Below are 26281 nucleotides of genomic sequence, written 5' to 3' on the forward strand. Positions count from 1 at the left end.
GGTCCGAGAGCAAACAGCTCAAGACCAAGTTCTAACAAGCCAAAACCTGCGATGCAAAAAAGGGCACAAGGGCCAAAAAAAGTAAAGACGAACACAAAAGTTGCGGAAGTTGAAACTGATAAAGTAGAGAAAAAACCAAATCAGGCACCAAAAAGACCGAAAGTAAAAGACGAAATTCGTCTGAATAAATATATCGCTAATTCTGGCGCGTGTTCTCGTCGTGATGCTGATATTTATATCCAATCCGGAACGGTAAAAGTGAATGGAATTCCTGTTACCGAAATGGGATACATGGTAAAACCGGGTGATGTTGTGAATTTTGACGGTTCGACTTTGACACCGGAGAAAAAAGAATACATCTTGTTGAACAAACCTAAAAACTTTACGACTGCTTTAGACGAAGGTCAGGAATATCGTAATGTTTTGGAATTGGTAAAAGGTTCTACTACTTCAAAAATTGGAGCTGTGGGAAGAATGGACAAGAATACAACCGGTTTGTTATTGTTTACCAATGACACGGATATGATTCGTAAATTTACCTTACCAAACCAGAAATCATCAAAAATCTATCAGGTTTCCTTGGATAAGAATTTGAAATTCGAGGATTTAGAAAAAATAAACAAAGGATTGGTTCTTGATGGTCACCGCGTATTTGTGGAGGATGTCAGCTATATTGACGATCAGCCAAAAAGTGAAGTGGGTCTGAAATTAAGATCTTCGAATGTAAAGGTGGTTCGAGCAATTTTTGAACATTTCAGTTATGATGTTTTGAGAATTGACAGAGTTGCTTTTGCAGGTTTGACCAAGAAAAATTTACCTCGTGGAAACTGGAGACATTTGACTGAGCAAGAAATCATCAACTTGAAAAATACATAATAAAGTTATAAGACAATAAGTCGTAACTTAACTACGTTATAAAAATAAGAAAAATCCTGCTCTCAATAAAGCGGGATTTTTTTTTAAACACAAAATATATGACCCCGGAAAAATTACAATCTATCGCTTTTAAATGGTTTGAAGCCTTTAACAATCATAATTTGGAACAACTTTTATCATTGTATGATGACGAAGCGGAGCATTTTAGTCCAAAATTAAAAATACGGAAACCAGAAACCAATGGTTTGGTAATCGGGAAACAAGCTTTGCGCGAATGGTGGCAAGATGCGTTTGAACGTTTGCCAAGTTTGAATTACAAAGTCACTTCGCTTACCGCAAATGGTGACCGCGTTTTTATGGAATACATCAGATCCGTTGAGGGTGAGGAAGATATGTTTATTGCTGAAGTTCTTGTAGTAAGAGAAAATTGCATTATCACTTCGCGTGTGTATCACGGTTAGCATTGATTTTTTAATTTTTATTTAACAAAAAATCTCTGTTTATCATTTAGCTTTACTTTCTCATTTATTTTCCTTATTTATTCAGTATGAAAAAAGTAGTAATCCTCCTAATTACATTTTCAATGGCAAATCTCTTAGTAAATTGTAAATCCGAAGAAAAAACACCCGCTTTTGCCGAATTGACCAAAAGTTATTTCGACGGAAAAAACGAGTTAAATCCAATAGATGCAACTTTGAATGGTCAGAATGAATACAACGACCAGTTGCCATTGGAAATGACCGAAGAATACCGGACGAAGCAAAAAGCGTTCTTTGATAAATATGAAACCGCGTTAGGGACTATCGATGAATCTAAACTAAATGACGAAGAAAAAATTAGTTACGAAATCATCAAATGGGAAGTAGGCATTGGACAAGATTTACTGAAACAACCAACCAATTTAATGCCGATTCAACAGTTTTGGGGAACACATTTAACGATGGGACAATTTGCCGGCGGAACTGCAGCGCAACCTTTTAAAACCGAAAAAGATTATACCAATTTCTTGAAAAGAATGGACATTTATGCCATTTGGATGGATTCCGCAATGGTTTATATGAAAAAAGGAATGAAGAATGGAATTGTCCTTCCAAAAGTATTAACGCTAAAAACTATCCCGCAATTTGAAGATATGGTAACGCCAAAAGTGGAAGATAATTTGTTTTACAGTACCATAAAAACCATGCCTGCCAATTTTTCAGATGAAGTCAAGAAAGACATAACTGCAAAATATACCGCTACCATTAATGAGAAATTAATACCCCGTTTCAAAAAAATGGCACAATTCTTAAAAGAGGAATATTTACCGGCATCAAGAGCTACGAGCGGTATTGGAAGTTTCCCGTTTGGCAAAGAATTATATGCTACCTATGTAAAACAATGGACGACAACCGAAATGACTCCGGAAGAAATCCATGAATTAGGCCTGAAAGAAGTTGCAAGGTTAAAACAGGAAATGGAAAAAGTTAAAACCCAAGTTGGTTTTAAAGGAACAATAAAAGAGTTTTTCGACGAAGTTCGCAACAAAAAAGAACTAAAACCATTCAAAAAACCGGAAGAAGTCATTGCCAATTTTGAAAAAATTTACAGCCGCATAAAACCAAATGTAGACAAACTATTCTCGTTACAGCCAAAGACCAAATTCGAAATCAGGAGAACCGAAGCTTTTAGAGAAAAAACGGCCAGTGCCGAATATGTTCAAGGTACAGCGGATGGTACCCGTCCCGGTATTTTTTATGTTCCGATTCCAGATGTAGCCGGTTATAACTTGTATGCTGATGAAGATTTGTTTTTGCACGAAGCGATTCCGGGTCATCATTTTCAAATATCATTGCAACAAGAAAACCAAGAATTACCTGATTTCAGAAAATTCAATTGGTTTGGTGCTTATGGCGAAGGATGGGCATTATATACAGAGAGTTTAGGAAAAGAATTGGGATTATATGAAGATCCATATCAATATTTCGGAATGTTGGGCAGCGAAATGCACCGCGCGATTCGTTTGGTAGTTGATACCGGTTTGCATAGCAAAGGCTGGACCAGAGAGCAAGCCATTAAATATTCATTGGAAAATGAAGCCGAAAGTGAAGCAAGTATTATTTCAGAAATAGAACGATACATGGCCATTCCAGGTCAGGCATTATCGTATAAAATCGGTCAGTTGAAAATCATAGATTTACGTAAAAAAGCAGAAGCTAAAATGGGTACTCAATTTGATATCAGGAAATTCCACGAAAAAGTATTGGAATCCGGTGTCATGCCATTGGCTTTATTAGAAAAGAAAATCAATGCTTGGATTGAAGGAAAATAATATTTCTGTAGGATTTAAAATAAAAAAAGCTTCTCAATTGAGAAGCTTTTTTTGGTGCGGATAATAGGACTCGAACCTACACGCCTTGCGGCACCAGATCCTAAGTCTGGCATGTCTACCAATTTCACCATATCCGCGAAATTGTGAGTGCAAATATAAACATAACTTCCAACTATCAAAGCAATTTTCGTAAAAAATATTCACACTCTTTTTTGTATTTTTGAACTTGTAAAAAAACACAACCAAAATATGGACAATATTAAATCTTATATTCAAGAAAATAAAGATCGTTTCATCAATGAATTGATCGAATTACTTAAAATTCCATCCGTAAGTGCCGATGCAGCCTATTCCCAAGATGTCATTAATATGGCAGATGCGGTAAAAGTAAGTTTAGAAAAAGCAGGTTGCGATTTTGTAGAAATTTGCGATACGCCAGGTTATCCAATTGTTTACGGAGAAAAAATCATCGATAAAAACTTGCCAACTGTTTTGGTTTACGGACATTACGACGTGCAACCGCCAGATCCATTGGACTTATGGACTTCTCCTCCATTTGAACCTGTTATCAAAAAAACGGATATTCATCCCGAAGGTGCGATTTTTGCCAGAGGATCTTGTGATGACAAAGGCCAAATGTACATGCACGTGAAAGCATTGGAATACATGGTAAAATCGAACACTTTGCCTTGCAATGTAAAATTTATGATTGAAGGCGAAGAAGAAGTCGGTTCCAAAAGTTTGAGCTGGTTCGTGGAACGCAATCAGGAAAAATTGAAAAATGATGTGATTTTAATTTCGGATACCGGAATGATTTCTAACCAACAACCGTCAATTACCACCGGATTACGTGGTTTGAGTTATGTAGAAGTAGAAGTTACCGGTCCAAATCGCGACTTGCATTCCGGATTATACGGAGGTGCTGTAGCCAATCCAATTAACGTATTGGCGAAAATGATCGCTTCACTTCATGATGAGAACAATCATATTACAATCCCTGGATTCTATGATAAAGTACAGGAATTATCTCCTGAAGAAAGAGCCGAAATGGCCAAAGCGCCTTTCAACTTAGAAAACTATAAAAAAGCATTGGACCTGAATGATATTTATGGTGAAAAAGGCTATGTAACCAACGAAAGAAACTCCATCCGTCCAACATTGGATGTAAACGGAATTTGGGGCGGATATACAGGCGAAGGAGCTAAAACCGTTATTGCCAGCAAAGCTTTTGCTAAAATTTCGATGCGATTGGTTCCTAATCAGGATTGGGAAGAAATCACTGAATTATTCACCAAACATTTTATGAGTATTGCACCAAGTGGAGTTACCGTAAAAGTAAAACCGCATCATGGCGGACAAGGTTATGTTACCCCAATTGACAGCATTGGTTATAAAGCCGCCAATATGGCTTATTCCGAAACATTCGGCGTGCCGGCCATTCCGGTTCGTTCGGGCGGAAGTATTCCAATTGTGGCCTTGTTCGAGAAAGAACTGAAAAGCAAAACCATCTTAATGGGATTTGGTCTGGACAGCGATGCCATTCACTCGCCAAACGAACATTTCGGAATTTTCAATTACCTGAAAGGGATTGAAACCATTCCATTGTTTTATAAATATTTTGTGGAATTGAGCAAATAAAAAAAAACGCCAGCTGAAAAGTTGGCGTTTTTGATTCCCCAAAATACATGTGAAAATTAATTGAAATATTTTACTGAAAATTTGCATATTTAAATTTTTACTCTACATTTGTAGAAACAAGTCTATTGATGTAGAACAAATTATATTATGCGTTATTCAATTACTATATTATGCTTTTTATTTTTACTGACGGGCTGCAAAATAAAACCGATTAATCAAAAAATAAACAAAAAAAGAGAAGGCCTCTGGATAGAAAAATATAATCAGGACAGTCTCGAATACAAATCAATCGGAAAATACAAAAAAGGAGAGCCCGTAAAAAAATGGCGTTATTTAGTTAACAATGCCATTATTAAAAAAGAAATATATAAACGTGATATCTGCTTTACAACCTTTTATCATAAAAATGGAAAAATTCAATCGAAAGGGAAAACGAAATTTGTTGAAAATAAATTAGAAATGCATTGGTTTTATTTAGGAAAATGGAAATTCTTTGATGAAAATGGGAAAGTAATTTTAATAAAAAAATACGATGAAGGAAAATTAATTTCTGAAACACAAATACGTGATTAAAAACAATTAATTTACCGCTATTAAACTATCTAACATACAAATAAGAACTCCCTGAACTAGAAAAATTAGAAAAAACAAAGAAATAATGCAGCTATCCAATTCAGAAGAACAATTAATGGAGCATCTTTGGAAACTCGAAAAAGCCTTTATGAAAGACTTACTTCAAGCTTATCCGAAGCCCAAACCGGCAACAACAACAGTTGCCACTTTATTAAAAAGAATGATAGATAAAGAGTTCGTTGCTTACAATGAATTTGGGAACTCGCGAGAATACTATCCGTTAGTTAAAAAATCAGATTATTTCTCGAAACACGTAAACGGATTGATAAGAAATTTCTTTAACAATTCGGCGTCTCAATTTGCTTCTTTCTTTACCACCGAAACCAATTTATCGGAAAGAGAATTAGAAGAACTCAAAAAATTAATAGATGTTGAAATTCAAAAAAAGAAGAAATGACAGACTTTCTAATCAGATCGACATTTTGCTTATTCGTCCTGCTCGGGGCGTATCACTTATTTCTTGAAAGAGAAAAAATGCATCATTTTAATAGGTTTTACTTATTATTTAGTCTAATTTTTTCTTTAACAATTCCATTTATAACGATTGAAATCATACAGGAGATTCCAAAATCAAATATAGAAATAGATTCTATAGAAGCAGGTACCTTCGTTGTTGAAGAAGTAACAAATTATTTGCCAACACTACTTTGGAGTTTATATGGTTTGGTCACTTTTCTATTTACAGTCAAGTTTATTAAAAATATTATAAAATTTATTTCCAAAATAAAATCGAACGCGACAATTAATTATAAAAATGCGAAGTTGATTTTGTTAAAAGAGAAAACGTTACCACATACCTTTTTGAACACAATTTTTATCAATGAAAATGATTATCAAAATCGCAATATCGAAGAAGAATTATACACCCATGAGCTTACGCATGTTACCCAAAAACATACATTAGACATTTTATTTATTGAAATTCTGAAAACTATTTTTTGGTTCAATCCAATATTCCATTTTTACAAAAAAGCAATTCAGCTCAATCACGAATTTCTTGCAGACGAAAAGGTCATAAAATCTTATAACAATGTCCCGTTTTACCAAAACCTATTATTGTCTAAAGCAACCGTGAACCATACTTTTTATCTGGCCAGTAATTTGAATTATTTAATAACCAAAAAACGTTTAATTATGATGACAAAAACCACAAAACCATCCATCGCTTTACTTAAAAAATTAGCTGTCACTCCAATTATTATTGCATTATTTTTTATGCTTTGTTTGAAAACTGTTGCGCAGGAAAAAATAACAATTGAAAAACCTGAAAACAACACCTACACAAAGAAAAAAGGAGCTGAAAAAGTTTCAGGGCCCGAAAAACCTCACAGCCTGCCAAAAATCAGTAAATCTCCAATTGCCATTAACAAATATGAGGAAGAAAAAACCAATGAATTAGGAAAAGATTCAGAAGCTACCAAAATTACTGAAATAACAAAACAACCGGAATTTCCGGGAGGAATGGCTGAGTTTTATAAGTTCGTCGGTAAAAATTTTAAATTTCCAAAAGAAGCTATAGACAACAATCTTGAAGGTAAAATATTCATAAAATTCATGATTGAAAAAGACGGAAATCTAACCGATTTTCAAATTTTAAGCGATTTAGGCTTCGGAACCCGAGAAGAAATCATTCGGGTTTTGTCACTATCTCCCAAATGGTTGCCTGGAGAAGAAAATAATAAACCCGTCAGAGTTCAATATTCTTTACCAATTTCGCTAGCTGCAAAATCTTAAATCATTATAAATTAAAATCCACTCCTGACCGAGTGGATTTTTTTTTATAAAACAAAACATACCAATCATTTAACAACATATTCCAAATTTTGGCGTTAATTTTGCAATCAATCATCATCATCAAAATCATCAATCATGTTAAAACAATTTTTCATTCTCTGCTCCGGAGCTGACAAAAACCTCCTCGAAGGTTGTTCCGAAGGCGAACAAACCAAATTCGTGGGCATTGGTGCCACGGTTTTCTTTACCGCTGTTATGGCATTTATTGCCAGTGCTTACGCTCTTTTTACGGTTTTCGACAGCATCTATCCCGCTTTACTTTTTGGATTTGTTTGGAGTTTACTGATTTTCAATCTCGACCGTTTTATTGTTTCCACCATTCGGAAGAGAGACAAATTCGGAAGTGAATTTTTGCAGGCGACACCGCGAATCATTTTGGCGGTAATTATTGCTATCGTAATTTCGAAACCATTGGAAATTAAAATTTTTGAAAAAGAAATCAACACCGTTTTATTGAAAGAAAAAAACGCGATGGCTTTGAATAATAAAAAAGAACTGGCCAATTACTTCAAATCGGATTTAGACAAAAATAAAACGGAAATCGACAGCTTAAAATCGGAAATTACAAAGAAAGAAAAAGAAGTAAATTCCTATTATGAAACCTATATTGCAGAGGCTGAAGGAACTGCAGGAACCAAGAAATTAGGCAAAGGCCCGGTTTTTAAAGAGAAAATTGCCAAACACGATTTGGCTAAAAAAGAGTTCGATACCTTGCAAAAAAGCAACTTGGCAAAAATTGTCGAAAAGGAACAAAAAACCAAAACTTTACAAGCCGATTTAGACAAAAAAGTAACAGAAACCCAACCTATTATTGATGGTTTCGATGGTTTGATGGCTCGAATCAATGCGCTGAACAAACTGCCTTTGCTCCCATCATTATTCATTATGTTATTGTTTTTAGCTATTGAAACTTCCCCAATTATTGCCAAATTATTATCCCCAAAAGGAGAATACGATTTAAAATTAGAAGATTTGGAAACGGCTTTAAAAGCGACTTTAATACAAGACAAATACCAGCGTGATTTGTTAGTAAAAACCAGTGCCACGATGCACGATAAAGTCTATGAAGATATTGCTCAGGACAACGATTTGTACAAACTCCAACGTCGGAAAGCAACTGAATTATTGGAACTGCAAGCCAATAGTTTTGTAGAAAAACAGAAGAAAAACTTATAGAAAAAACAAAGCCCGACAAATTTAAAAATTGGTCGGGCTTGTTATTTATAGAAAAGTCAAATTACATATGACTCAAAATCTCTTTTTTGTAAGCGTCGTATTCGCCTTGCAAAATCAAGCCGTTGTCGAGTAATTTTTTGTAATTCTGTAATTTTTCAAAAAGTTCATCTTGCGATAATTCGCTTAAAGATTTTTCTTTGGAGGTTTCTTGTACAGCATGGAATGGTTGGTTCTCAGCAATGAAATTGGATTGCGTGACAGGAAATATTTCAGCAAAATGCGTCACTTCCTCCGTTTCTATTTCTTCCATCACTTCAACTTCTTCTTCTAATTGTGCCAAAGGAATTTCTTCTATAACTATTGGTTCTTCCACTATTGTGTTTGAAATTGGAGCAACAGGATTTTTCAAAATATCCAATTGTTCTTTAGCATACGTGAAAATCTTTCTTGCCTGTGTCTTCGGAATATAATCAATCGAAACTTGAATATCGGTTTTGGTAGAAAATGAAAATTCGGAACCTAGAATATTTTCTTTTACAAAAGTTCCCACAATATCATCCCAAGTATAATCGGTAAAATCCATTGAAAGTCCCAAATTTTTAGGTTTACAAATGATAATACGTTTGTTCGTCAACACAATGCTATCCGGAAAAACCGTAATTGCAGGTTTTTTTTGAACACCAATATAACCGATTTCTTCATTTTTCATCAACAAATCATTCAGTTTTGAAGTGATTTTTTCAATGGCTTTTGGGTCTTGTTCTTCGTTTAAAAAACTTTTTATATGTTCTTTCATTTTTATAATGGAAATTATTTGCTTTATTTTTTAGCAAAAGTAATGCCTAATTCTCTAATTCAAGAATTTCGTTTTGGATTTTTTTAGTCAAACTTTTGAAAACCAACTCATACGAATGGTCAATCAATTCCTTTATGAGTAAATCCGGAACTTCTTTATTTACATTAATCGTATTCCAATGGATTTTGCTCATGTGATATCCTGGTTTGATGTCATCGTATTGTGCACGCAATTCTTCGGCATGTTCTGGGTCACATTTCAAATTAACTGATGGTTCTCCTTTTTCCCATTGACTTAGCGAGGATAAGGCAAACATTTTTCCACCCACTTTGAACACCAAAGTATCTTCATCAAAAGGAAAATGTTCGGTTACCCCTTTTTTGGATAGGCAATACTCAAAATAAGTTTCTATGTTCATTTTAAAAGTTTTTAAGAACTATCTTTTCCATCATTTTCTCCGGATTTGCCAATGCTGTAAACCCAAATTTTTTGTATAAAAAATGAGCGTCAGAAGTGGCCAATCGCCAAATTTTCACTTCTTTTAATTGAGGTTCTTTCATCATCGTATCAATTAAAATGGACGAATAGCCTTTGCTGCGATGTTCTTCAATAATAAAAACATCCATTAAATAGGCAAAAACGACATAATCGGTTATTACACGGGCAAAGCCGATTTGTTTTTCATCCAGAAAGATTCCAAAACAAAAAGAATGGTCAATAGTCGTTTGCACTTCTTCCAAAGTTCGGCCGGCTGCCCAATACACATCCTTCAGAAATTGCTGGATAAACGGCACGTCTAATTTACTTTTATCTGTTGAAACCGACACGAGCCCATAAGACGAACTGGCGGAGCAAATCATATTTGGTATAAAACGGGTTTACTCGGACTGGCATCATTTTCGAACGAAGCAATTTGCAAATTCAGCAAATAACTGCCGTCTTTTATTTCATTGGAAACAAAAATTAGTTCGGTAATGCTGCAATCTAGTCTTGCATCGTCATTTAGATTATTAACGTCTTTTACATTCCAAAATGCTTTGTGTGCTAATAGTTTCCCTTCGTCATGCTCTTTATCCACACTTGGCAAATCAATCAGCAAATGCTTTATACCGTTTTCACGAATGAAAATTGCTGCTGCCTCAGATAAATAGGGCGGATTGGTGTTCGAATATTTTTTGGATAATTTATCGTTTTCATTTGGCAAAGTTCGGATTACAATAGCTTCCGGAGTTTTGCTCTTTAAACCATTTTCAATCTGGCTTTTGGTTATTACCCAATCTTCTCCTTGTATTTCCGGTTGCACCGAAACCAATTCTGCTAAAAAGAAAAATTGTTTTAGAGATTGATTGATGCTGTAAAATTCCTTTGTAATATGTCCCAAACATTCCGTATGGGTTCCGTGCCCGTGTGGATTGAAAAAAATATTATTGAAATTCGTCGAAGAACTTCCTTCGCTTACCTTTCCTATCCAATCACCAAAAACAACGGGTTCAATGACTGGTTTTTCGATATACCAGGCAATAGGATTGGCATCTGTGTTCGTTAATGGAATGGAAATATCAATTGGTTTTGATAAATCTACTGTTATAGTTTTATTCTTGTGTTGAATTGTTGTTTTCAATAGTTTGGATTTTACTCCAAATTTAACCAAAACAAATCAGATGCAATTCCATCACTGAAAAATTTTCCTTTTTTCGTGGTTCGCAAAATGTCATTCTCTAAAATCAGCTTTTCATCATCCAGATATTTTTGTGCATTTTGCTTCAGATAATCCAGATAGTCATTCCCGAATTCCTTCTCAATTCTTTCTAAAGAAACACCCCAAATGGTTCTTAAACCTGTCATTATATATTCGTTGTAACGGTCGGTAATTGACAAAATTTCCGTTTCATTGGGCAGTTTGTTTTCTTGAATTGATTTCAGATAAATGGCATTATTGGAAACGTTCCAACTACGGGAAATTCCGTTATAACTATGCGCCGATGGACCAATACCAAGGTATTTTTTCCCTAACCAATACGCCGAATTGTTTCTGGAAAAATAATTCTCTTTCCCAAAATTTGATAATTCGTAATGAATGAAATCATTTGCTTCGAGCGTTTCAACCAAAATCATAAAATGTTCCTGAGCCGCTTCATCTTTGGGTTCGGCGATTTTTCCGGTTTCTATTAATTTTTTCAAAGCAGTTTTAGGTTCTACCGTCAAAGCATAACTCGAAACATGCGGAATTCCGAAAGACAAAGCCGTTTCGATGTTTTGTTTCCACTTTTCGTTGCTCATTCCCGGTACGCCATAAATCAAATCGAGAGAAATATTGTCGAAATATTTGGTAGATTCTTCGAGACATCGTTTAGCTTCTTCGGCATTGTGTGCCCGATTCATCATTTTAAGATCTTCTTCAAAAAAAGACTGAATTCCTATGCTTAAGCGGTTGATTCGACTTTTAGATAATTCGATTATTCGATTATTGGATAAGTCGTCCGGATTGGCTTCGAGTGTGATTTCAGGATTTTCGGAAACGGTATAATTTTGATATACTTCATTAATCAGGAAATTAATTTCGTCTGAAGTTAAAACCGAAGGCGTTCCTCCGCCGAAATAGATGGTTTCAACAATTTCGTTTTCAAACTCATTTTTGCGCAGATGCAATTCTTTGGCCAAAGCCAAAACCATCTCGCCTTTCTTTTTCATCGAAGTCGAAAAATGAAAGTCACAGTAATGACAAGCCTGCTTGCAGAATGGGATATGGAGATAGATTCCTGACAATTTTATTTTTTTACACGTTCTTCGTTCTGTTTCACAAAGGCATCCCAGCCCGAATAACTCTTTTCACCAACTACTTTTCCGGAATTGAAAAAATGACAAACCGCAGCGGCTAAACCATCTGTGGAATCAAGATTTTTAGGTAATTCTTTTAATCCTAAAAGTTGCTGCAACATTTTGGCCACTTGTTCTTTGCTGGCGTTTCCGTTTCCGGTAATGGCCATTTTAATTTTCTTGGGTTCATATTCTGTAATGGGAATTCCTCGAGATAATCCTGCGGCCATTGCAACTCCTTGTGCCCTTCCTAGCTTTAGCATCGATTGAACGTTTTTACCGAAAAAAGGTGCTTCAATCGCAATTTCATCGGGATGATGCGTTTCGATTAACTCAATGGTACGTTCGAAAATGATTTTCAGTTTCTTGTAATGGTCGTCATATTTGGATAATTGCAATTCGTTGAGCTGCAAAAATTCCATTTTTTTATTAATGACTTTTATCAATCCAAAACCCATAATGGTCGTTCCCGGGTCGATTCCTAAGATGATGCGTTCGTTTGCCAATTTTAATTTGTTATTTTGTAACCATGATTTCAATATCTCACAAAGCTAAACAATTCCTGATACTCGTCACTAAACTTTTGGTGGTTGGCGGTGCTTTTTATTTTATTTACAACCAATTGGCGAATAATGATAAATTGGATTGGGTCCTTTTTGCCGAAAAATTTAAGAAAAACCAATCCGTTTTAGGGATTTTGTTCATCCTTTTTCTGAGTTTTCTCAATCGGTTTTTAGAGATTTTGAAATGGCAAAATTTGGTGGAAGTCATCAAAAAAATAACTGTCGGAGAAGCGACAAAACAGGTTTTAGGCGCGCTTACGGCCGCGCTTTTTACTCCTAATGGCATTGGCGAATATGCCGGAAAAGCGTTGTTTTTTGAGAAATCAGAAACAAAAAAAGTCATTTTCCTGAATTTGATTTGCAATGGTATTCAAATGGTTTTGACGGTTATTTTCGGAATTTTCGGATTGCTGTATTTCAATGCGAATTACAATGTGATAACCACCAAAACAGTGGCACTGCTTTTTGGACTTTTGTTTTTGGGTTTTGGCGTTTTATTTTTTGTGAAAAAAATCGCTATCAAAGGCTATTCGATCGAAAAACTGATTCATAAGATTAATGAAATTCCAAAACGAATCCATCAGAAAAACATACTATTAGCCATTGGCCGTTATTTGGTTTTCTCGCATCAGTATTATTTTTTGTTTAGGGCTTTTGATGTGGAATTGCCATATTCCCTATTAATGGCAACGATTTTCGCGGTGTATTTTTTAGCTTCGTCCTTGCCTACTTTCCAATTTTTGGACTTTGCCGTAAAAGGAAGTGTGGCGGTTTATTTCTTTGGATTGTTAGGCGTCAACGAATGGATTGTAGTTTTTATCAGTACCTTGATGTGGTTTTTAAATGTGGTTTTGCCTGTCGTAATAGGAAGTTATTATGTATTAAATTTTAAATCGAAATGGAAGCAGTAACAATTTTATTATACCTCAACATTTTTGTTTATGTCCTTTTTATCTTGGGATTGATTTATGGTTTTACAAAAATAAAATCGTTTAAAAATAAGGATTTAACTCCAAAAACCACTTTTTCCATCGTTGTTCCTTTTCGGAATGAAGAAGGAAATTTGCCGCATCTTTTAGCTAGTTTTTCAAAACTTAATTATCCTACCACTTTATTTGAATTGATTTTTATAGACGATGTGTCAGAAGACTATTCCGTAAAAGCAATTACAAAATGGCGCATGGAAAACGGGTTATTCCATACGACCGTTTTAGACAATGTGCGGATTTCAAATTCCCCAAAAAAAGATGCTATTTCGAGAGCCATTCCTATTATTACCAATGAATGGATTATTACAACTGACGCGGATTGTAAGGTTGATGAAAACTGGCTGCTTACCTTAGACCATTTCATTCAAAGTAATGACGTTTCGATGCTGGTTGGCGCGGTAACTTATGATGCAAATCGTTCTTTTTTACATAGTTTTCAGCAAATGGATCTGATGAGTTTGCAGGGCGCCACCATTGGGAGTTTTGGCTTGAATAAAGGTTTTATGTGCAATGGCGCTAATTTTGCCTACACCAAAAAATTATTTCAGGATTTGAATGGCTTCAAAGGAAATGAAAGCATTGCCAGTGGCGATGATGTTTTTTTGCTTCAAAAAGCGGTTTCTAAATTTCCGGAAAAAATACATTATTTAAAATCTGAATCAACCATTGTACATACAAAACCATTGAATGACTGGAAATCTTTGTTTTATCAGCGGGTGCGTTGGGCCTCGAAAACGACTTCGTATGAAAGTGATTACGGGGAAATTTTGGCTATGGGCGTTTTCTTTGGTAATTTGAGTTTAGTGGTGGCTTTTATATTTTGCTTGACTGAATTACTGTATTGGCATCTTCTTCTGATTTTATTCCTGATAAAATTCACTGTTGATATGGTTTTGCTGATTCAAACGGGTCGTTTTTTGAATAAAGGGAAATTCCTGTTTCCAATATTCAGCAGTTTACTATATCCTTTTTTTAGTACGGCTGTGGCTTTGTATACTTTATTTGGAAGCTATGAGTGGAAAGGTCGGAAGTTTAGGATTTAGGTTTTATTTTAGGATAAAGCCTAGCCCCGATTACTTCACTTGATTTTTATTTTCATCGGAGTTCAGTGAACTTCGTTTGCAGTGGAAATCCTTTTCCTTTTTTCTTTAAAAAGGAAAAGATTGCAACGCATAGCGGGAAACAGCTCCTGAAAATTACTCTATTTTTAAAATAACCGGTAAAACGAACTGCGTTTTTACTGGAATTCCTCTTTTGATGGCAGGATTTACTTTTGGAAAATCGACTAGACGGGCATGCAAAATACTATCAATTTTTATGGTATCGTAAGCCACCGAATCTTTTGGAAATTGCGGTTCAAAACGCATCGTAGCATCCGGAAAAACTGTGACTTTTACTTCGATTGTGTCGAGTTCCGGATAAAGGACTGACAATGTATCGATGCTTAATTTTTGCTGAATGGTCTGCGTCAGGAATTCGAAGAAACATTGTTTTCGCATCGCTTCATCTTTGATTTTTTCGCATTCGGAAACTGATGGAAACTCATCGACTTCGTTCCAATTGATGGATTTCAATTCTTTTTTTAATAATTCTTCCTGTGACGGAACTTGCTTGTCGAAATACTGACAAGAGTTAAAAAGCAAGGACAACAGTATTGTTATTAGAATAATTTTTCTCATATTCGTTAACGAAACAAAGGGTTTCTGATGGATTTAAAAGTACAATTTTAATTTTCAAAATTACTAAAAATTAATTTATGGATATTTTACTGCTCCTCGTAGGTTTTACCTGTATGATTATTGGAATCGCCGGTAGTTTTTTACCGGTTTTACCTGGCCCGTCTCTTAGCTGGATTGGATTGCTTTTTCTTTATTTTACGAATGCTGTTACGGCCAATTATTGGGTTTTGGGCATTACCTTACTCATTACTATTGTGGTTACGATTCTGGATTATACCATTCCGGCAAAAGGGACGAAACATTTTGGCGGAACAAAATATGGTGTTTGGGGAACGAATATTGGTTTGGTTCTGGGTTTGTTTTTTCCTCCGATAGGTTTTATTATCGGCCCTTTTGTTGGGGCTTTTATTGGTGAAATGATTTATAATTCCCAAGACAAAAAACAGGCTTTTAAAGCAGCTATAGGTTCATTTATCGGGTTTCTGGCTTCTACTTTTATGAAAGTTGTGGTTTGCATTTCGTTTTTTATTCTGTTTATTTATATTGTTTTGGAAAATAAAGTGCTCTTATTTTCATAAAAAAAAAGCTGTCTTTCGACAGCTCTCTTTTAATATAAATTGAAATTTTAATTCACTACTAATTTTTTCACTACTTTCAAATTGTTATCTGTAGTTACTTCCAGAAAGTAAATGCCACTTGTTGCAGATGACAAATCAATCGTTTCCGTTGCCATTGTATTAGCAGGTTTTTTGGTCATAATCACTTTCCCTATTACATCATAAACCACAATACTTGAAATAGCATTGGCATTGTTTTTTAACGAAATGGTCACGATGTCGTTTACCGGATTTGGATAGAAAACAAAATTTCCGTTTTCAAATTCATCTACTGCCAATTGCGATACAAATTCAGTATTGAACGTATTGGTAATAATTGCCGGATTATAATCGAAATAAATAGAAGCCGTATTTGGTATGATATCACCAACCGCAAAACCTGGTTTAAGTTTCACTTTGAACATTACATATCCTTTTCCTCCTGCCGGGTTTTGAGAAACTGCAGGCAATTGAATATTATCAAATCTCCAAGTCAGATTGTTAACTACTCTATCCATAACATAAGCATGACTGGCATTAATGATCTTTACTGAGTTTTCGTCCAACTTAGCATCTAAAACATCATTAACCCTTACGTTGATGGCACTTGCATTTCCGGTGTTTTCAAAACGGATGGTATAATACAAATAATCATTTGATGAAAAACTGGAAAACAAAATTTGTTCCCCATGGGATTCCATTTTGTCATTCGGATCATAGGCGCCAACAATCATCTGCGTCGCGATAGAACTATTGTTAGAAGGAACGACGTCACCTGCTAAAGGTGTAATTGAGGCATTATTTGTTAGATAATTCCCGATGGTAACCGTTGGAATGGTTGGTACTTGCATCGTCACGGTCATCATTCTCACTTCAAAAGGCATCAAATTAGTAAAATTATAAGTAAACCCACTAGCAGTTGGCGTGGTTCCCGTTTGTGTATTTCCAGTAATGGTAACTAATGCATCGTTGTTGAATGTCAAGGTTCCCGAAGCAATTATTTGATTTCCAAGATTGGCATAAACAATTTTATTTTCATATGTAAAACCTGGTCTTGGCTGTCCAAGAGGGATAATAGTCACTGCTAAATCATTATATGTCTGTGTAACCGTAATAGGGAAATTATAGGTTTGCATTCCCGCTCCAAGCACCACACTAATATTGTTATAGGATGAAGTTGAAATTCCGTAAGAAGCAGCATAACTTGGATCTATAGTATAGCTTACATCATAAGAATTTGCAGCATTGAGGTCGTAAATATTATAAACACCCACCGGTGAAGTGATGTTATGGACATTACCATTATTATTCAATTCATAATGAAATTCTCCCAACGGGAAATTTTGTTCGCCACCATCCTGATTGCCATTGCTGTTGCTGTCTAAAAAGGCATTCAGTCTTATCCCGGAACAATTTATTGCTCCTTGCGTACCTGCTGCTTCAGTAATTGTAATAAAACCTGGTTGATTACTAAAGTTCGTAGTCATAATTAAGTAAAATTGTCCTGGTTGAGCATTAGGAATCACTGGATATTCAATAGCTGCGGCCGAATAACTGCAACTCACAATCATATTAGTGGTAAGTTGTCCGCTACATGGCGTAACTGGATTTGAAAATGGCCCATAAACAATATAATCAACATCTCTTGGCTGACCAGTAATGGAAACTTGAGCTATCTGAAGATTAATGTTTCCAGCCTGACTAACCGGCAAATAAAACCAAGTAGGATTAGGATGAGAACCCAAACAGCCATAACTGGCTCCGACTTCATTAATCGTAATATTTTGCGAATTAGCAAATGGAACGCCTAAAGCATTACACAAAGAATTGGCTAAACCACAAGATGAAGCCAAATTACAATTGGCAAAAGCCCTTACCTGAAAAGTATATAAGGTATCACAAGAGTTGGTCACAATTTCTCTAACAAATATGTTAGTTATTGTAGATTGAGCACCAACAGAAAAAGCAGTTGAATTTGTTATAGCATTAACTTCTAATGTGGCATCCTGAGCATTCAAATAATAAGCCAGTGTATTACTGCTATTGATTTGAGCCTGAATATTAGTCAGATTAAAAATAACGGCTCCATCATTATTATCATCACATTGATCCATATTAGCCAGAATGGTCACATTTGCAGAAACAGTTTGTGATGTTACAGTAAAGGTAAATATCTGAAAAGTCTGATCGGCATTGTTCTTTAATCGAGCGTAAATTACCTGAGAATTATTAACAGTACAATAAGGCGAAGTCAGGGCATTAAAACCGATTTGGGCATTCGCTTGAGTAATATGATACGAAATAGTATAATTCGATGGGTTTAAACTCCCCATAATATTACTGTCATTTGAAGCTAAATCAAAACACGTCTGACCATTATTGATGCATTGCGATAAGTTTACAGGCTGTCCCGCTTGTTGACAATTAGACGTTAAGAGATTAACAGTTCCGACAGAATAGCAACCCGACATTGTGTTTTGAACACGAAAGTAAAGGTTTTGTTGAAATGGTATAATATTAGAATATGGACTAGATAAAGAATTAATTCCCACTTGAGCATCCATTGGTGTTTCATGAAAAGTAACAATCGTATTCGGCTGATTTCCTATAATTCCAACGATCAACGAATCTAGATTGAATGATGCAAATCCATCTCCATTACCATCACATGCAGTTAGCGTTTGTGGATTCGCCATAGGCAAAGGATTTACATGTAAAACATAAGTAAGGTATTGCACTTCACTTGTAATCGTATTGACTACCCGTACAAATATGGATTGCGGATTAGTAAAATTAGTGTAAGCGTTTGGCAAAGGATTAGCGCTATTGGCAGCATCAGCCTGTGTAAGATAATGCATTATAACATAATCATTTGAATTTAGTCCTGCCAGAATCTCAGATGAAATTTCCAGTAGGTTAAATGTTTCAATACCATCATTATTGGTATCACACTGATTATTGAAGACGGAAGGCTGATTTAATCCTTGCGCAAAAAGAACTGAAGTCGAAAAAAACAGAATAAAGAGAAGTAATAGTTTTTTCATAAAGTTTAGTTATTGGTTGGTTTGTATATAGCCTTAGATGAAATTTATTACAAAAGGTTGCGTTCATTTGTAAGAAACTTACGCAAGATACAAATTTTAAACTACTGATAACCAAAAAATAAAACTTCCCTAAATCAAAAAAGCTATCCACAATAAAGTGGAAAGCTTTTCATTGGTCTAACTACTAAACCTGGTACTTGCGTACCGAAACAACACAACTAATCTTAAAAACCTTTTTGGGGCAAAAAAGCCTTTCTTTACGAAAGGCTTCTCCCAATTTAAGCGGTCTGGACGGGACTCGAACCCGCGACCCCATGCGTGACAGGCATGTATTCTAACCAACTGAACTACCAAACCAGCGCTTTATTGCGAGTGCAAATATACAATCTCTTTTGAGTTCTGCAAGCGTTTTTAAAATAAATTTCAAATAAATTTTCGCCTTATTACCCAAAGGTTTGTTTTTCAATTAAATATGTGGTTAATATTTTTTCAAAATTTTCGCCGACGGCAACAGGAACGTACTTAATTTTGTTCTGCGCACAGGTTAAGGCTAGTTTTTTAAAGTACCTTTCTGCCATTTTTTCGTATTCCTGCTTCACATTGTCTGCAAAAATATTGACCTCATCGCCCGTTTCCACATCGATGAATTTACGCGGGGTGTTATCAAAATCGAAATTCAGTTCCGTTTTGCTGTCGATGACATGAAATAAAACGACTTTATGTTTGTTATGCTTCAGATGTTGCAACGCATTAAACAGTGCTTGTTCTCCCGACGTTTCGGGACCGGATTGAAACATATCGGTAAATAAGACAATCATCGAACGGCGGTGCATTTTTTCGGCAATCTGATGCAGAAAGGTAATGGTATCCGTATTCTTTGATGCTTTTTGCGGCACCAGCAGTTGCTCCAGTTTGTTTATTAACATCCTGTGATGTCGATCGCTTCCTTTTTCGGGCGCATAATACTCGTACGTGTCCGAATAAACGCTTAATCCTACCGCATCGCGCTGTTTCTTGAGCAAGTTCATTAAAACGGCGGAAGCCAGGACCGAAAAACCAATTTTACTTTCGTAGAACTGCTGGCTGTCTTTTAATTTCGGATAATGCATCGAGGATGAATTATCGATTATCAGATGACAACGCAAATTGGTTTCTTCTTCGTAGCGTTTGGTATATAAACGATCGGTTTTGGCAAATAATTTCCAGTCGATATGTCTGGTGCTTTCGCCAGCATTGTAGACTTTGTGTTCGGCAAACTCGGCGGAAAAACCATGAAACGGACTTTTGTGCATGCCGGAAATGAAGCCTTCCACGACTTGGTTGGCCAACAATTCGAGATGCTGAAAGCTGGAAATTTTTTCTATTTGAGATTCGATCTTCATCTTTCAAATGTATTAAAAGATTGAATGATTTAAAAATTAAAAGATTGAAAATTTGAGGGTTGCCATCGGGATTTAATCTTGAGGATATTTATAAAAATGCGAATAATTGCTCCTTTAGCCCCGATGGGAGCAAGTATCCTTTTTTTTTTTAAAAAAAGATACTGCGGACAGCGGGAATTGCATTTGTAGATACAAAACCAAATTTCGCTCCTGAAAATGAAAGGCGTTTTATTTAAACAAAAAAAGGTCCAACTTTCGTCAGACCTTTTGTTTATTGTGCTATTTAGATTACAATAATGCGTCTAAACTATCTGCGTATGTTTGTTTTGGAGCCACACCTACTTGTCTTCCTACTACTTCTCCGTTATGGAAAACCAATACTGTCGGGATGTTTCTTACTCCGTATTTTGCTGCGAATTCCTGGTTGGCATCCACATCGATTTTTCCGATGATTGCTTTTCCTTCATATTCTTCGCTGATTTGGTCGATGATTGGTCCAACCATTCTGCAAGGACCGCACCATGCTGCCCAAAAATCTACCATTACTGGTTTATCCGATTTTAAAACTACTTCCTCGAAAGTAGCATCTGTTATTGCTAATGCCATTTTGTTCTTTTTTATAATTGTTAGACAAAAATACTGCTTTTTTTTGGATTGTTTTCCTTTCGAAAATCAGTTTTGATTATGAGTGTATTGTCAATCTTTATTTGAAGCTGTTTCCCGCTGTCCGCTGTATCTTTTTCTTTTTAAACAAAAAAGAAAAAGGATGCCGCTTCCATCAGGGCTAGGGCTTTCGTATATTAATTGAGCTTAAAATTGATTTGCATTTTCTCTAATTCCTGTAATAATTCGTTAGAAATTTTGATTTTCAGCTTTCGGCTAGGCATTTCCAGCCTTGTGATTATTTTTATTTCTTCTACTTCGGTAACCACATTCATTTCGGGTTCTTCTGATTCTGAAATTTCAGCATCTTCATCAAAGGCAACTGCTTCCGTTTCAACAACGATAGGCAGTACTTCAATTGTTTTTTTTGTTTTCTCCAATTCCATAACTTCAAATGTTACGGTATTGTCTCCTTTATTGGCTTGGAAAACGTCGCTCAATTTATGAATAAATTCGGGTTGCAAATCATTAATATTCAGATGAATAATTAATTTTTTAGCAAACGTCGTTAATACATCCTGTAAATACTGCACCAGCATAAACTGCAATCTTGGCTCTCCTTTTTTGCCCGTTTCTTTATCTGCCCAGCCTTCTTTTACCAACACTTTCATAAAGGTAAAATTATTCTGAATCAGGAAATGGCGGTATTTTAAATATTCTTCACCAAAAATTCGGAACTCATAACTTTCGTCATAGCCTTCTAAAGTAAACATTCCCCAGCCTTTTCCGTTTTTGGCCACACGATGCTGCACATTGGTGATTATTCCACCAAAAGTCAGGTTTTTATTGACATGCAATTCCATGTTTTTAAGGGCTTCCAGTTTGGCATTACAGAAATATTTCATCTCAAATTTATAATCATCCAAAGGATGTCCAGAAATATAAATCCCGACGACTTCTTTTTCTTTGGCTAATTTTTCCATCGTGCTCCAGTCTTCACAGGGCGGCACCACCGGTTCTGCAATTTGCACATCACTGCTTTCCCCAAACAAACTCACTTGTGATGAATTTTCGTTTTCCTGAAATTTCGCTCCGTACCGTATCGCTTTTTCATAGAAGGTAATTCCGTCGCCATCGTCATGAAAATATTGCGCTCGGGTGGTTCCTAAAAACGAATCGAAACCTCCGGCTAATGCTAAATTTTCTAATGCTTTTTTATTCGCTGCACGTAAATCAATCCGCTTCGCCAAATCAAAAATCGATTTATATTTTCCATCTTTTCTGTTTTCGACAATCGTGGCTACGGCTCCCATTCCGACACCTTTTACGGCACCGATTCCGAAACGAACGGCGTAATTTTCGTTTACCGTAAATTTATAAAAGGACTCATTCACATCCGGACCCAAAACTTGCAATCCCATGCGCTTGCATTCTTCCATAAAGAACGAAACCTGTTTGATATCGCTCATATTGTTCGACAAAACCGCTGCCATATATTCCGCAGGGTAATTCGCTTTTAAGTAGGCTGTTTGATACGCAATCCATGCATAACATGTCGAGTGTGATTTATTAAACGCATATTCGGCAAAGGCTTCCCAGTCTTTCCATATTTTTTCCAGTTTATCTTCGGCATGCCCTTTTGCGGCGGCCTGACTGATGAACTTGGGTTTCATTTTGTCCAAAACATCCTTTTGCTTTTTCCCCATCGCTTTACGCAAAACGTCGGCATCCCCTTTGGAGAAATCCGCGAGTTTTTGGGACAGAAGCATTACCTGTTCTTGGTAAACGGTAATTCCGTAGGTATCTTTTAATAGTTCTTCGCAGGCTTCAAGATCATAAATGATTTCTTCTTCGCCATTTTTCCTTTTAACAAAACTAGGAATATAAGCAATTGGACCAGGACGATACAACGCATTCATCGCAATTAAATCCGGGAAAACCGTTGGCTTTAATTCCTTCATGTATTTCTGCATTCCGGCAGATTCATATTGGAAAATTCCCACCGTTTCTCCGCGTTGAAAAAGCTCATAGGTTTTTAAATCATCAATAGGAAATTCATCCGGATTAAGGTCTATCCCGCTTCTGTATTTTACTAATTTAACGGTATCTTTTATCAGGGTCAGGGTTTTCAGACCCAAGAAGTCCATCTTTAACAACCCGGCACTTTCTACGACTGAGTTATCAAATTGGGTAACATACAAATCGGAATCTTTGGCGGTAGCCACAGGAACGAAATTCGTAATATCGCTTGGCGTAATGATTACTCCGCAGGCGTGAATTCCGGTATTTCTTAAATTCCCTTCCAGAACTTTCGCTTGCTGGATGGTTTCTCCTCCTAAATCTCCTTCTTTGGCTAGGCCAATTAATTCTTTGATTTTATCAAACTCTTCGGGGCGAACGGCTTTCTTTATCAGATTTTCATCATCACTTAAAAAACGCGCTAAATTCCATTTTGAAGGCATCATGCCGGGAATTAATTTGGCGATCTTATCTGCTTCAAATAAAGGCAAATCCAGTACCCGTGCCGTATCCCGAATGGCCGATTTGGTTGCCATTTTACCATAAGTGATAATCTGCGCCACTTGCTTAGAACCGTATTTTCTAATCACATAATCCATTACGCTGCTACGGCCTTCATCATCAAAATCGATATCGATATCGGGTAGTGACACACGATCGGGATTCAGAAAACGCTCAAAAAGCAGGTTATACATTAGGGGGTCGATATTGGTGATTTTTAAACAATAGGCCACCACCGAACCTGCTGCAGAACCCCGACCAGGCCCAACAGACACGCCCATACTTCGGGCTTCAGCAATCAAATCCTGTACAATCAGGAAATAACCCGGATAACCTGAATTCGAAATGGTCAGTAACTCAAAATCGAGACGTTCCTGAATTTCGGGTGTAATTTCTTTGTATCTTTTGTTGGCGCCTTCAAAAGTAAGATGTCTTAAATAAGCATTCTCTCCTCTTACGCCACCATCCGCATCCTCTGGGTTTTCAAATTCTGTCGGAATTTCAAATTTTGGCAATAAGACTTCACGAGCCAAATCGTAAATCTCTATTTTATCTACAATCTCCGAAATGTTCGTAATGGCTTCCGGCAAATCGTTGAAGATTTTTTTCATCTCGTCACCCGACTTGAAATAATATTCCTGATTGGGCATTCCGTAACGGTATCCGCGACCGCGACCTATCGGCGTAGTTTGTTTTTCACCATCACGAACACACAATAAAATATCGTGCGCATTAGCATTTTCTTTATCGATATAGAAAATATTATTGGTCGCAATGACTTTAACCTCATGCTTATTTGCCAAAGAAATCAATGCGGTATTCACCCGATTTTCATCTTCCTGATTGTGACGCATTACCTCAATATAGAAGTCGGAACCGAATTGTTCTTTCCACCAAATTAAAGCTTCCTCGGCTTGGTTTTCACCTATATTTAGAATTTTACTTGGAATTTCTCCGTAGAGATTTCCAGATAAAACGATAATGTCTTCTTTGAATTCCTCAATAACTTTTCTGTCTATTCGAGGTACATAATAAAACCCTTGCGTGTAGGCAATCGAAGACATTTTGGCCAGATTATGATAGCCTTTCTTCGTTTTTGCTAAAAGGACAATTTGATAGCCGTTGTCTTTTCGGGTTTTATCTTTATGGTCTTCGCACACAAAAAATTCACAGCCTACAATAGGTTTCATAGGAACTTCGGTAGGTTCTTCCCCTTTTTCAATAGCTTCTTTATTCTTGGCAACCGCCGCTTTATTATGATATAAAATATCGCGAACAAAATGAAAAGCACCCATCAAATTGGCGTGATCCGTCATGGCAACCGCGGGCATTTTATGTTGTGCTGCCGCTTTCACCAAAGCCGCAATGCTAATCGTAGACTGCAGCACCGAAAATTGTGTGTGATTATGCAAATGCACGAAATCGGTATCAATTAAAACCTGTTTATTATTGGAAAGTGCCTGTTTTGAAACAGGTGCTTCCTGCACTTTTTGGAAATTTTGACGAATCGTTTCTGAAGCCGCTTTCAGATTAATATGTTTTAATCCTATCAGCTGAATTTCTCCGGTATTATAATTGGCAAAATCCTGAAAATAACCCGACGGAACATCGAGTTGTTCTTTGGTAAAAATCTCACGACGAATTAATTCGAGAAAACAACGCGTAGTGGCCTCGACATCGGCAGTGGCATTATGCGCTTCCGAAAAAGGCTTGTTAAAAAGATAACTATGTAATTCCGTTAAGGTTGGTAATTTGAATTTTCCGCCACGACCGCCCGGTAATTTTAATAACGAAGCGGTTACTTCGGTACAGGTATCAAGAACCGGCATACTGCTCATGGCAGAAGTAACTCCCATTCTGTGGAATTCGCAGCCCATAATATTGACGTCAAAATTTAGATTTTGACCCACAATAAATTTGGCTTTTGATAAAGCGATATTGAATTTTTCTAAAACTTCCGATAATGCGATACCATCCGCTTGTGCCAATTCGGTAGAAATTCCGTGAATACGCTCGGCATCATACGGAATATTAAACCCTTCGGGCTGGATTAAATAATCCTGATGCTCGATGAGTTTTCCCATTTCATCATGCAATTGCCAAGCAATCTGGATACAGCGAGGCCAGTTATTGGTATCGGTGATGGGCGCATCCCAACGCTTTGGCAGTCCGGTAGTTTCGGTATCGAATATTAAATACATAGCTGAATGTGAAGGTTTTGCAATTCTGAAAAATTACAAAATATGAATTTCAAAAGTAGTTTTTTTTGAAGTAAAAAACCGGAGAAGTTATCAACAAAAAAAAAACCATTCATCTATTGACGAATGGTTTTCATATGTGATAAATATAGTGTTATTGCTAACGCTACTTTATGGCATTTGTTTGAATGTTAAATCCAGAAAAGTGATTAGTAACCACCTCTGTTTCCACCACCACGGTTATCTCCACCACGGCTGCTTCCACCACCGTAACCACCGCGTGAATCTCCACCACGTGAATCTCCACCACGACTGTTGCTGTTAAAACTTCTTCTTTCGCCTTCTGGTTTTGGCTCAGATTTATTTACAACAATTGCACGACCTTGAACAGTAGCACCGTTCAATTCATCGATTGCTTTTTGAGCATCGTCATCGTTTGGCATTTCAACAAAACCGAATCCTTTACTTCTTCCAGTAAATTTATCAGTAATAATTTTAACAGAATCAACTGTTCCATAAGCCTCGAAAGACTCTCTTAAATCTGCTTCCTCAATACTGAAAGGAAGGCTTCCAACGAAAATATTCATATGTACGAATTTATAATAATTACAACAAATGTAATCTTATTTTTCCTGTAATCAACTATGTATTAGATTATTTATGATT

Annotated in this window: 23 protein-coding genes and 2 tRNA genes; 11 read left to right on the forward strand and 14 right to left on the reverse strand. The window is 36.2% G+C overall.

The window, feature by feature from the left end:
* From VI621_RS00130 to VI621_RS00140, 3 genes are all read left to right on the forward strand, one after another.
* A partial coding sequence (locus tag VI621_RS00130) for a pseudouridine synthase (protein ID WP_324216358.1) occupies nucleotides 1-876 on the forward strand: 876 nt, incomplete at its 5' end.
* A 98-nt stretch (nucleotides 877-974) separates the two neighbouring features.
* Complete coding sequence (locus VI621_RS00135; RefSeq protein ID WP_324216359.1) at nucleotides 975-1337, forward strand: nuclear transport factor 2 family protein; 363 nt, start codon at nucleotides 975-977, stop codon at nucleotides 1335-1337.
* 122 nt (nucleotides 1338-1459) lie between these two features.
* Entirely contained in the window at nucleotides 1460-3187 is a 1728-nt protein-coding gene (locus VI621_RS00140; RefSeq protein ID WP_414655476.1) for a DUF885 domain-containing protein, read from the forward strand.
* Between the two features lie 52 nt (nucleotides 3188-3239).
* Here the strand turns inward: VI621_RS00140 and VI621_RS00145 are convergent.
* A tRNA-Leu gene (locus tag VI621_RS00145) sits at nucleotides 3240-3324 on the reverse strand.
* 112 nt (nucleotides 3325-3436) lie between these two features.
* On the opposite strand from VI621_RS00145, the gene VI621_RS00150 reads away from it, so the two are divergent.
* From VI621_RS00150 to VI621_RS00170, 5 genes are all read left to right on the forward strand, one after another.
* A complete protein-coding gene (locus VI621_RS00150) occupies nucleotides 3437-4825 on the forward strand; it encodes a dipeptidase (protein ID WP_324216361.1) in 1389 nt (462 codons plus the stop codon).
* A 147-nt stretch (nucleotides 4826-4972) separates the two neighbouring features.
* Entirely contained in the window at nucleotides 4973-5398 is a 426-nt protein-coding gene (locus VI621_RS00155; protein WP_324216362.1) for a hypothetical protein, read from the forward strand.
* 85 nt (nucleotides 5399-5483) lie between these two features.
* The gene (locus tag VI621_RS00160; RefSeq protein WP_324216363.1) at nucleotides 5484-5855 is read left to right on the forward strand and encodes a BlaI/MecI/CopY family transcriptional regulator; all 372 of its coding nucleotides are present in this window, start codon (nucleotides 5484-5486) and stop codon (nucleotides 5853-5855) included.
* Nucleotides 5852-7192 carry a M56 family metallopeptidase gene (locus VI621_RS00165; protein ID WP_324216364.1) on the forward strand — a complete coding sequence of 447 codons (1341 nt, stop codon included), beginning with the start codon at nucleotides 5852-5854 and terminating at the stop codon, nucleotides 7190-7192. Before VI621_RS00160 ends, VI621_RS00165 begins: the two co-directional genes overlap by 4 nt.
* 135 nt (nucleotides 7193-7327) lie before the next feature.
* Nucleotides 7328-8428 carry a DUF4407 domain-containing protein gene (locus VI621_RS00170; RefSeq protein WP_324216365.1) on the forward strand — a complete coding sequence of 367 codons (1101 nt, stop codon included), beginning with the start codon at nucleotides 7328-7330 and terminating at the stop codon, nucleotides 8426-8428.
* A 61-nt stretch (nucleotides 8429-8489) separates the two neighbouring features.
* Here VI621_RS00170 and VI621_RS00175 read toward each other — a convergent pair whose 3' ends face one another.
* The 6 genes from VI621_RS00175 to ruvC are packed head-to-tail and all read right to left on the reverse strand — an operon-like array spanning nucleotide 8490 to nucleotide 12547.
* Nucleotides 8490-9224 carry a PH domain-containing protein gene (locus VI621_RS00175; protein ID WP_324216366.1) on the reverse strand — a complete coding sequence of 245 codons (735 nt, stop codon included), beginning with the start codon at nucleotides 9222-9224 and terminating at the stop codon, nucleotides 8490-8492.
* Between the two features lie 46 nt (nucleotides 9225-9270).
* The gene (locus VI621_RS00180; protein WP_324216367.1) at nucleotides 9271-9642 is read right to left on the reverse strand and encodes an MmcQ/YjbR family DNA-binding protein; all 372 of its coding nucleotides are present in this window, start codon (nucleotides 9640-9642) and stop codon (nucleotides 9271-9273) included.
* Between the two features lies 1 nt (nucleotide 9643).
* Nucleotides 9644-10084, reverse strand: a complete 441-nt coding sequence (locus tag VI621_RS00185; RefSeq protein ID WP_324216368.1) for a GNAT family N-acetyltransferase — start codon at nucleotides 10082-10084, stop codon at nucleotides 9644-9646.
* Nucleotides 10081-10845, reverse strand: coding sequence for a cyclase family protein (locus VI621_RS00190; protein ID WP_324216369.1), 765 nt, complete (start codon nucleotides 10843-10845; stop codon nucleotides 10081-10083). The genes VI621_RS00185 and VI621_RS00190 overlap by 4 nt, the downstream gene beginning before the upstream one ends.
* Nucleotides 10846-10856: 11 nt before the next feature.
* Nucleotides 10857-11990 (reverse strand): radical SAM family heme chaperone HemW, encoded by a 1134-nt coding sequence (hemW, locus tag VI621_RS00195; RefSeq protein ID WP_324216370.1) that lies wholly within the window; start codon nucleotides 11988-11990, stop codon nucleotides 10857-10859.
* A gap of 2 nt (nucleotides 11991-11992) precedes the next feature.
* A complete protein-coding gene (ruvC, locus tag VI621_RS00200) occupies nucleotides 11993-12547 on the reverse strand; it encodes a crossover junction endodeoxyribonuclease RuvC (protein WP_324216371.1) in 555 nt (184 codons plus the stop codon).
* Between the two features lie 23 nt (nucleotides 12548-12570).
* Between ruvC and VI621_RS00205 the strand changes: the two genes are divergently transcribed.
* Nucleotides 12571-13515, forward strand: a complete 945-nt coding sequence (locus tag VI621_RS00205; protein ID WP_324216372.1) for a lysylphosphatidylglycerol synthase domain-containing protein — start codon at nucleotides 12571-12573, stop codon at nucleotides 13513-13515.
* Nucleotides 13503-14636, forward strand: a complete 1134-nt coding sequence (locus tag VI621_RS00210) for a glycosyltransferase family 2 protein (protein ID WP_324216373.1) — start codon at nucleotides 13503-13505, stop codon at nucleotides 14634-14636. The genes VI621_RS00205 and VI621_RS00210 overlap by 13 nt, the downstream gene beginning before the upstream one ends.
* A gap of 153 nt (nucleotides 14637-14789) precedes the next feature.
* Here VI621_RS00210 and VI621_RS00215 read toward each other — a convergent pair whose 3' ends face one another.
* Nucleotides 14790-15272 carry a hypothetical protein gene (locus VI621_RS00215; RefSeq protein WP_324216374.1) on the reverse strand — a complete coding sequence of 161 codons (483 nt, stop codon included), beginning with the start codon at nucleotides 15270-15272 and terminating at the stop codon, nucleotides 14790-14792.
* A gap of 77 nt (nucleotides 15273-15349) precedes the next feature.
* Here VI621_RS00215 and VI621_RS00220 point away from each other — a divergent pair, with 77 nt between their 5' ends.
* Nucleotides 15350-15850, forward strand: coding sequence for a DUF456 domain-containing protein (locus VI621_RS00220; protein ID WP_324216375.1), 501 nt, complete (start codon nucleotides 15350-15352; stop codon nucleotides 15848-15850).
* Nucleotides 15851-15897: 47 nt separating this feature from the next.
* On the opposite strand, the gene VI621_RS00225 is transcribed toward VI621_RS00220, so the two are convergent.
* From VI621_RS00225 to VI621_RS00250, 6 genes are all read right to left on the reverse strand, one after another.
* Entirely contained in the window at nucleotides 15898-18912 is a 3015-nt protein-coding gene (locus VI621_RS00225) for a DUF7619 domain-containing protein (protein ID WP_324216376.1), read from the reverse strand.
* A 283-nt stretch (nucleotides 18913-19195) separates the two neighbouring features.
* Nucleotides 19196-19269, reverse strand: a tRNA-Asp gene (locus VI621_RS00230).
* A gap of 86 nt (nucleotides 19270-19355) precedes the next feature.
* A complete protein-coding gene (locus tag VI621_RS00235) occupies nucleotides 19356-20294 on the reverse strand; it encodes a DUF58 domain-containing protein (protein ID WP_324216377.1) in 939 nt (312 codons plus the stop codon).
* A 288-nt stretch (nucleotides 20295-20582) separates the two neighbouring features.
* Nucleotides 20583-20900 (reverse strand): thioredoxin, encoded by a 318-nt coding sequence (gene trxA / locus VI621_RS00240; protein ID WP_324216378.1) that lies wholly within the window; start codon nucleotides 20898-20900, stop codon nucleotides 20583-20585.
* A gap of 194 nt (nucleotides 20901-21094) precedes the next feature.
* On the reverse strand, nucleotides 21095-25618 hold the full coding sequence (dnaE, locus tag VI621_RS00245) for a DNA polymerase III subunit alpha (RefSeq protein ID WP_324216379.1): 4524 nt from the start codon (nucleotides 25616-25618) through the stop codon (nucleotides 21095-21097).
* Nucleotides 25619-25824: 206 nt separating this feature from the next.
* Nucleotides 25825-26202, reverse strand: a complete 378-nt coding sequence (locus VI621_RS00250) for an RNA-binding protein (RefSeq protein ID WP_324216380.1) — start codon at nucleotides 26200-26202, stop codon at nucleotides 25825-25827.
* Nucleotides 26203-26281: the final 79 nt, after the last annotated feature.

It is taken from the genome of Flavobacterium sp. (assembly GCF_035292545.1).
Taxonomy (GTDB): Bacteria; Bacteroidota; Bacteroidia; order Flavobacteriales; family Flavobacteriaceae; genus Flavobacterium.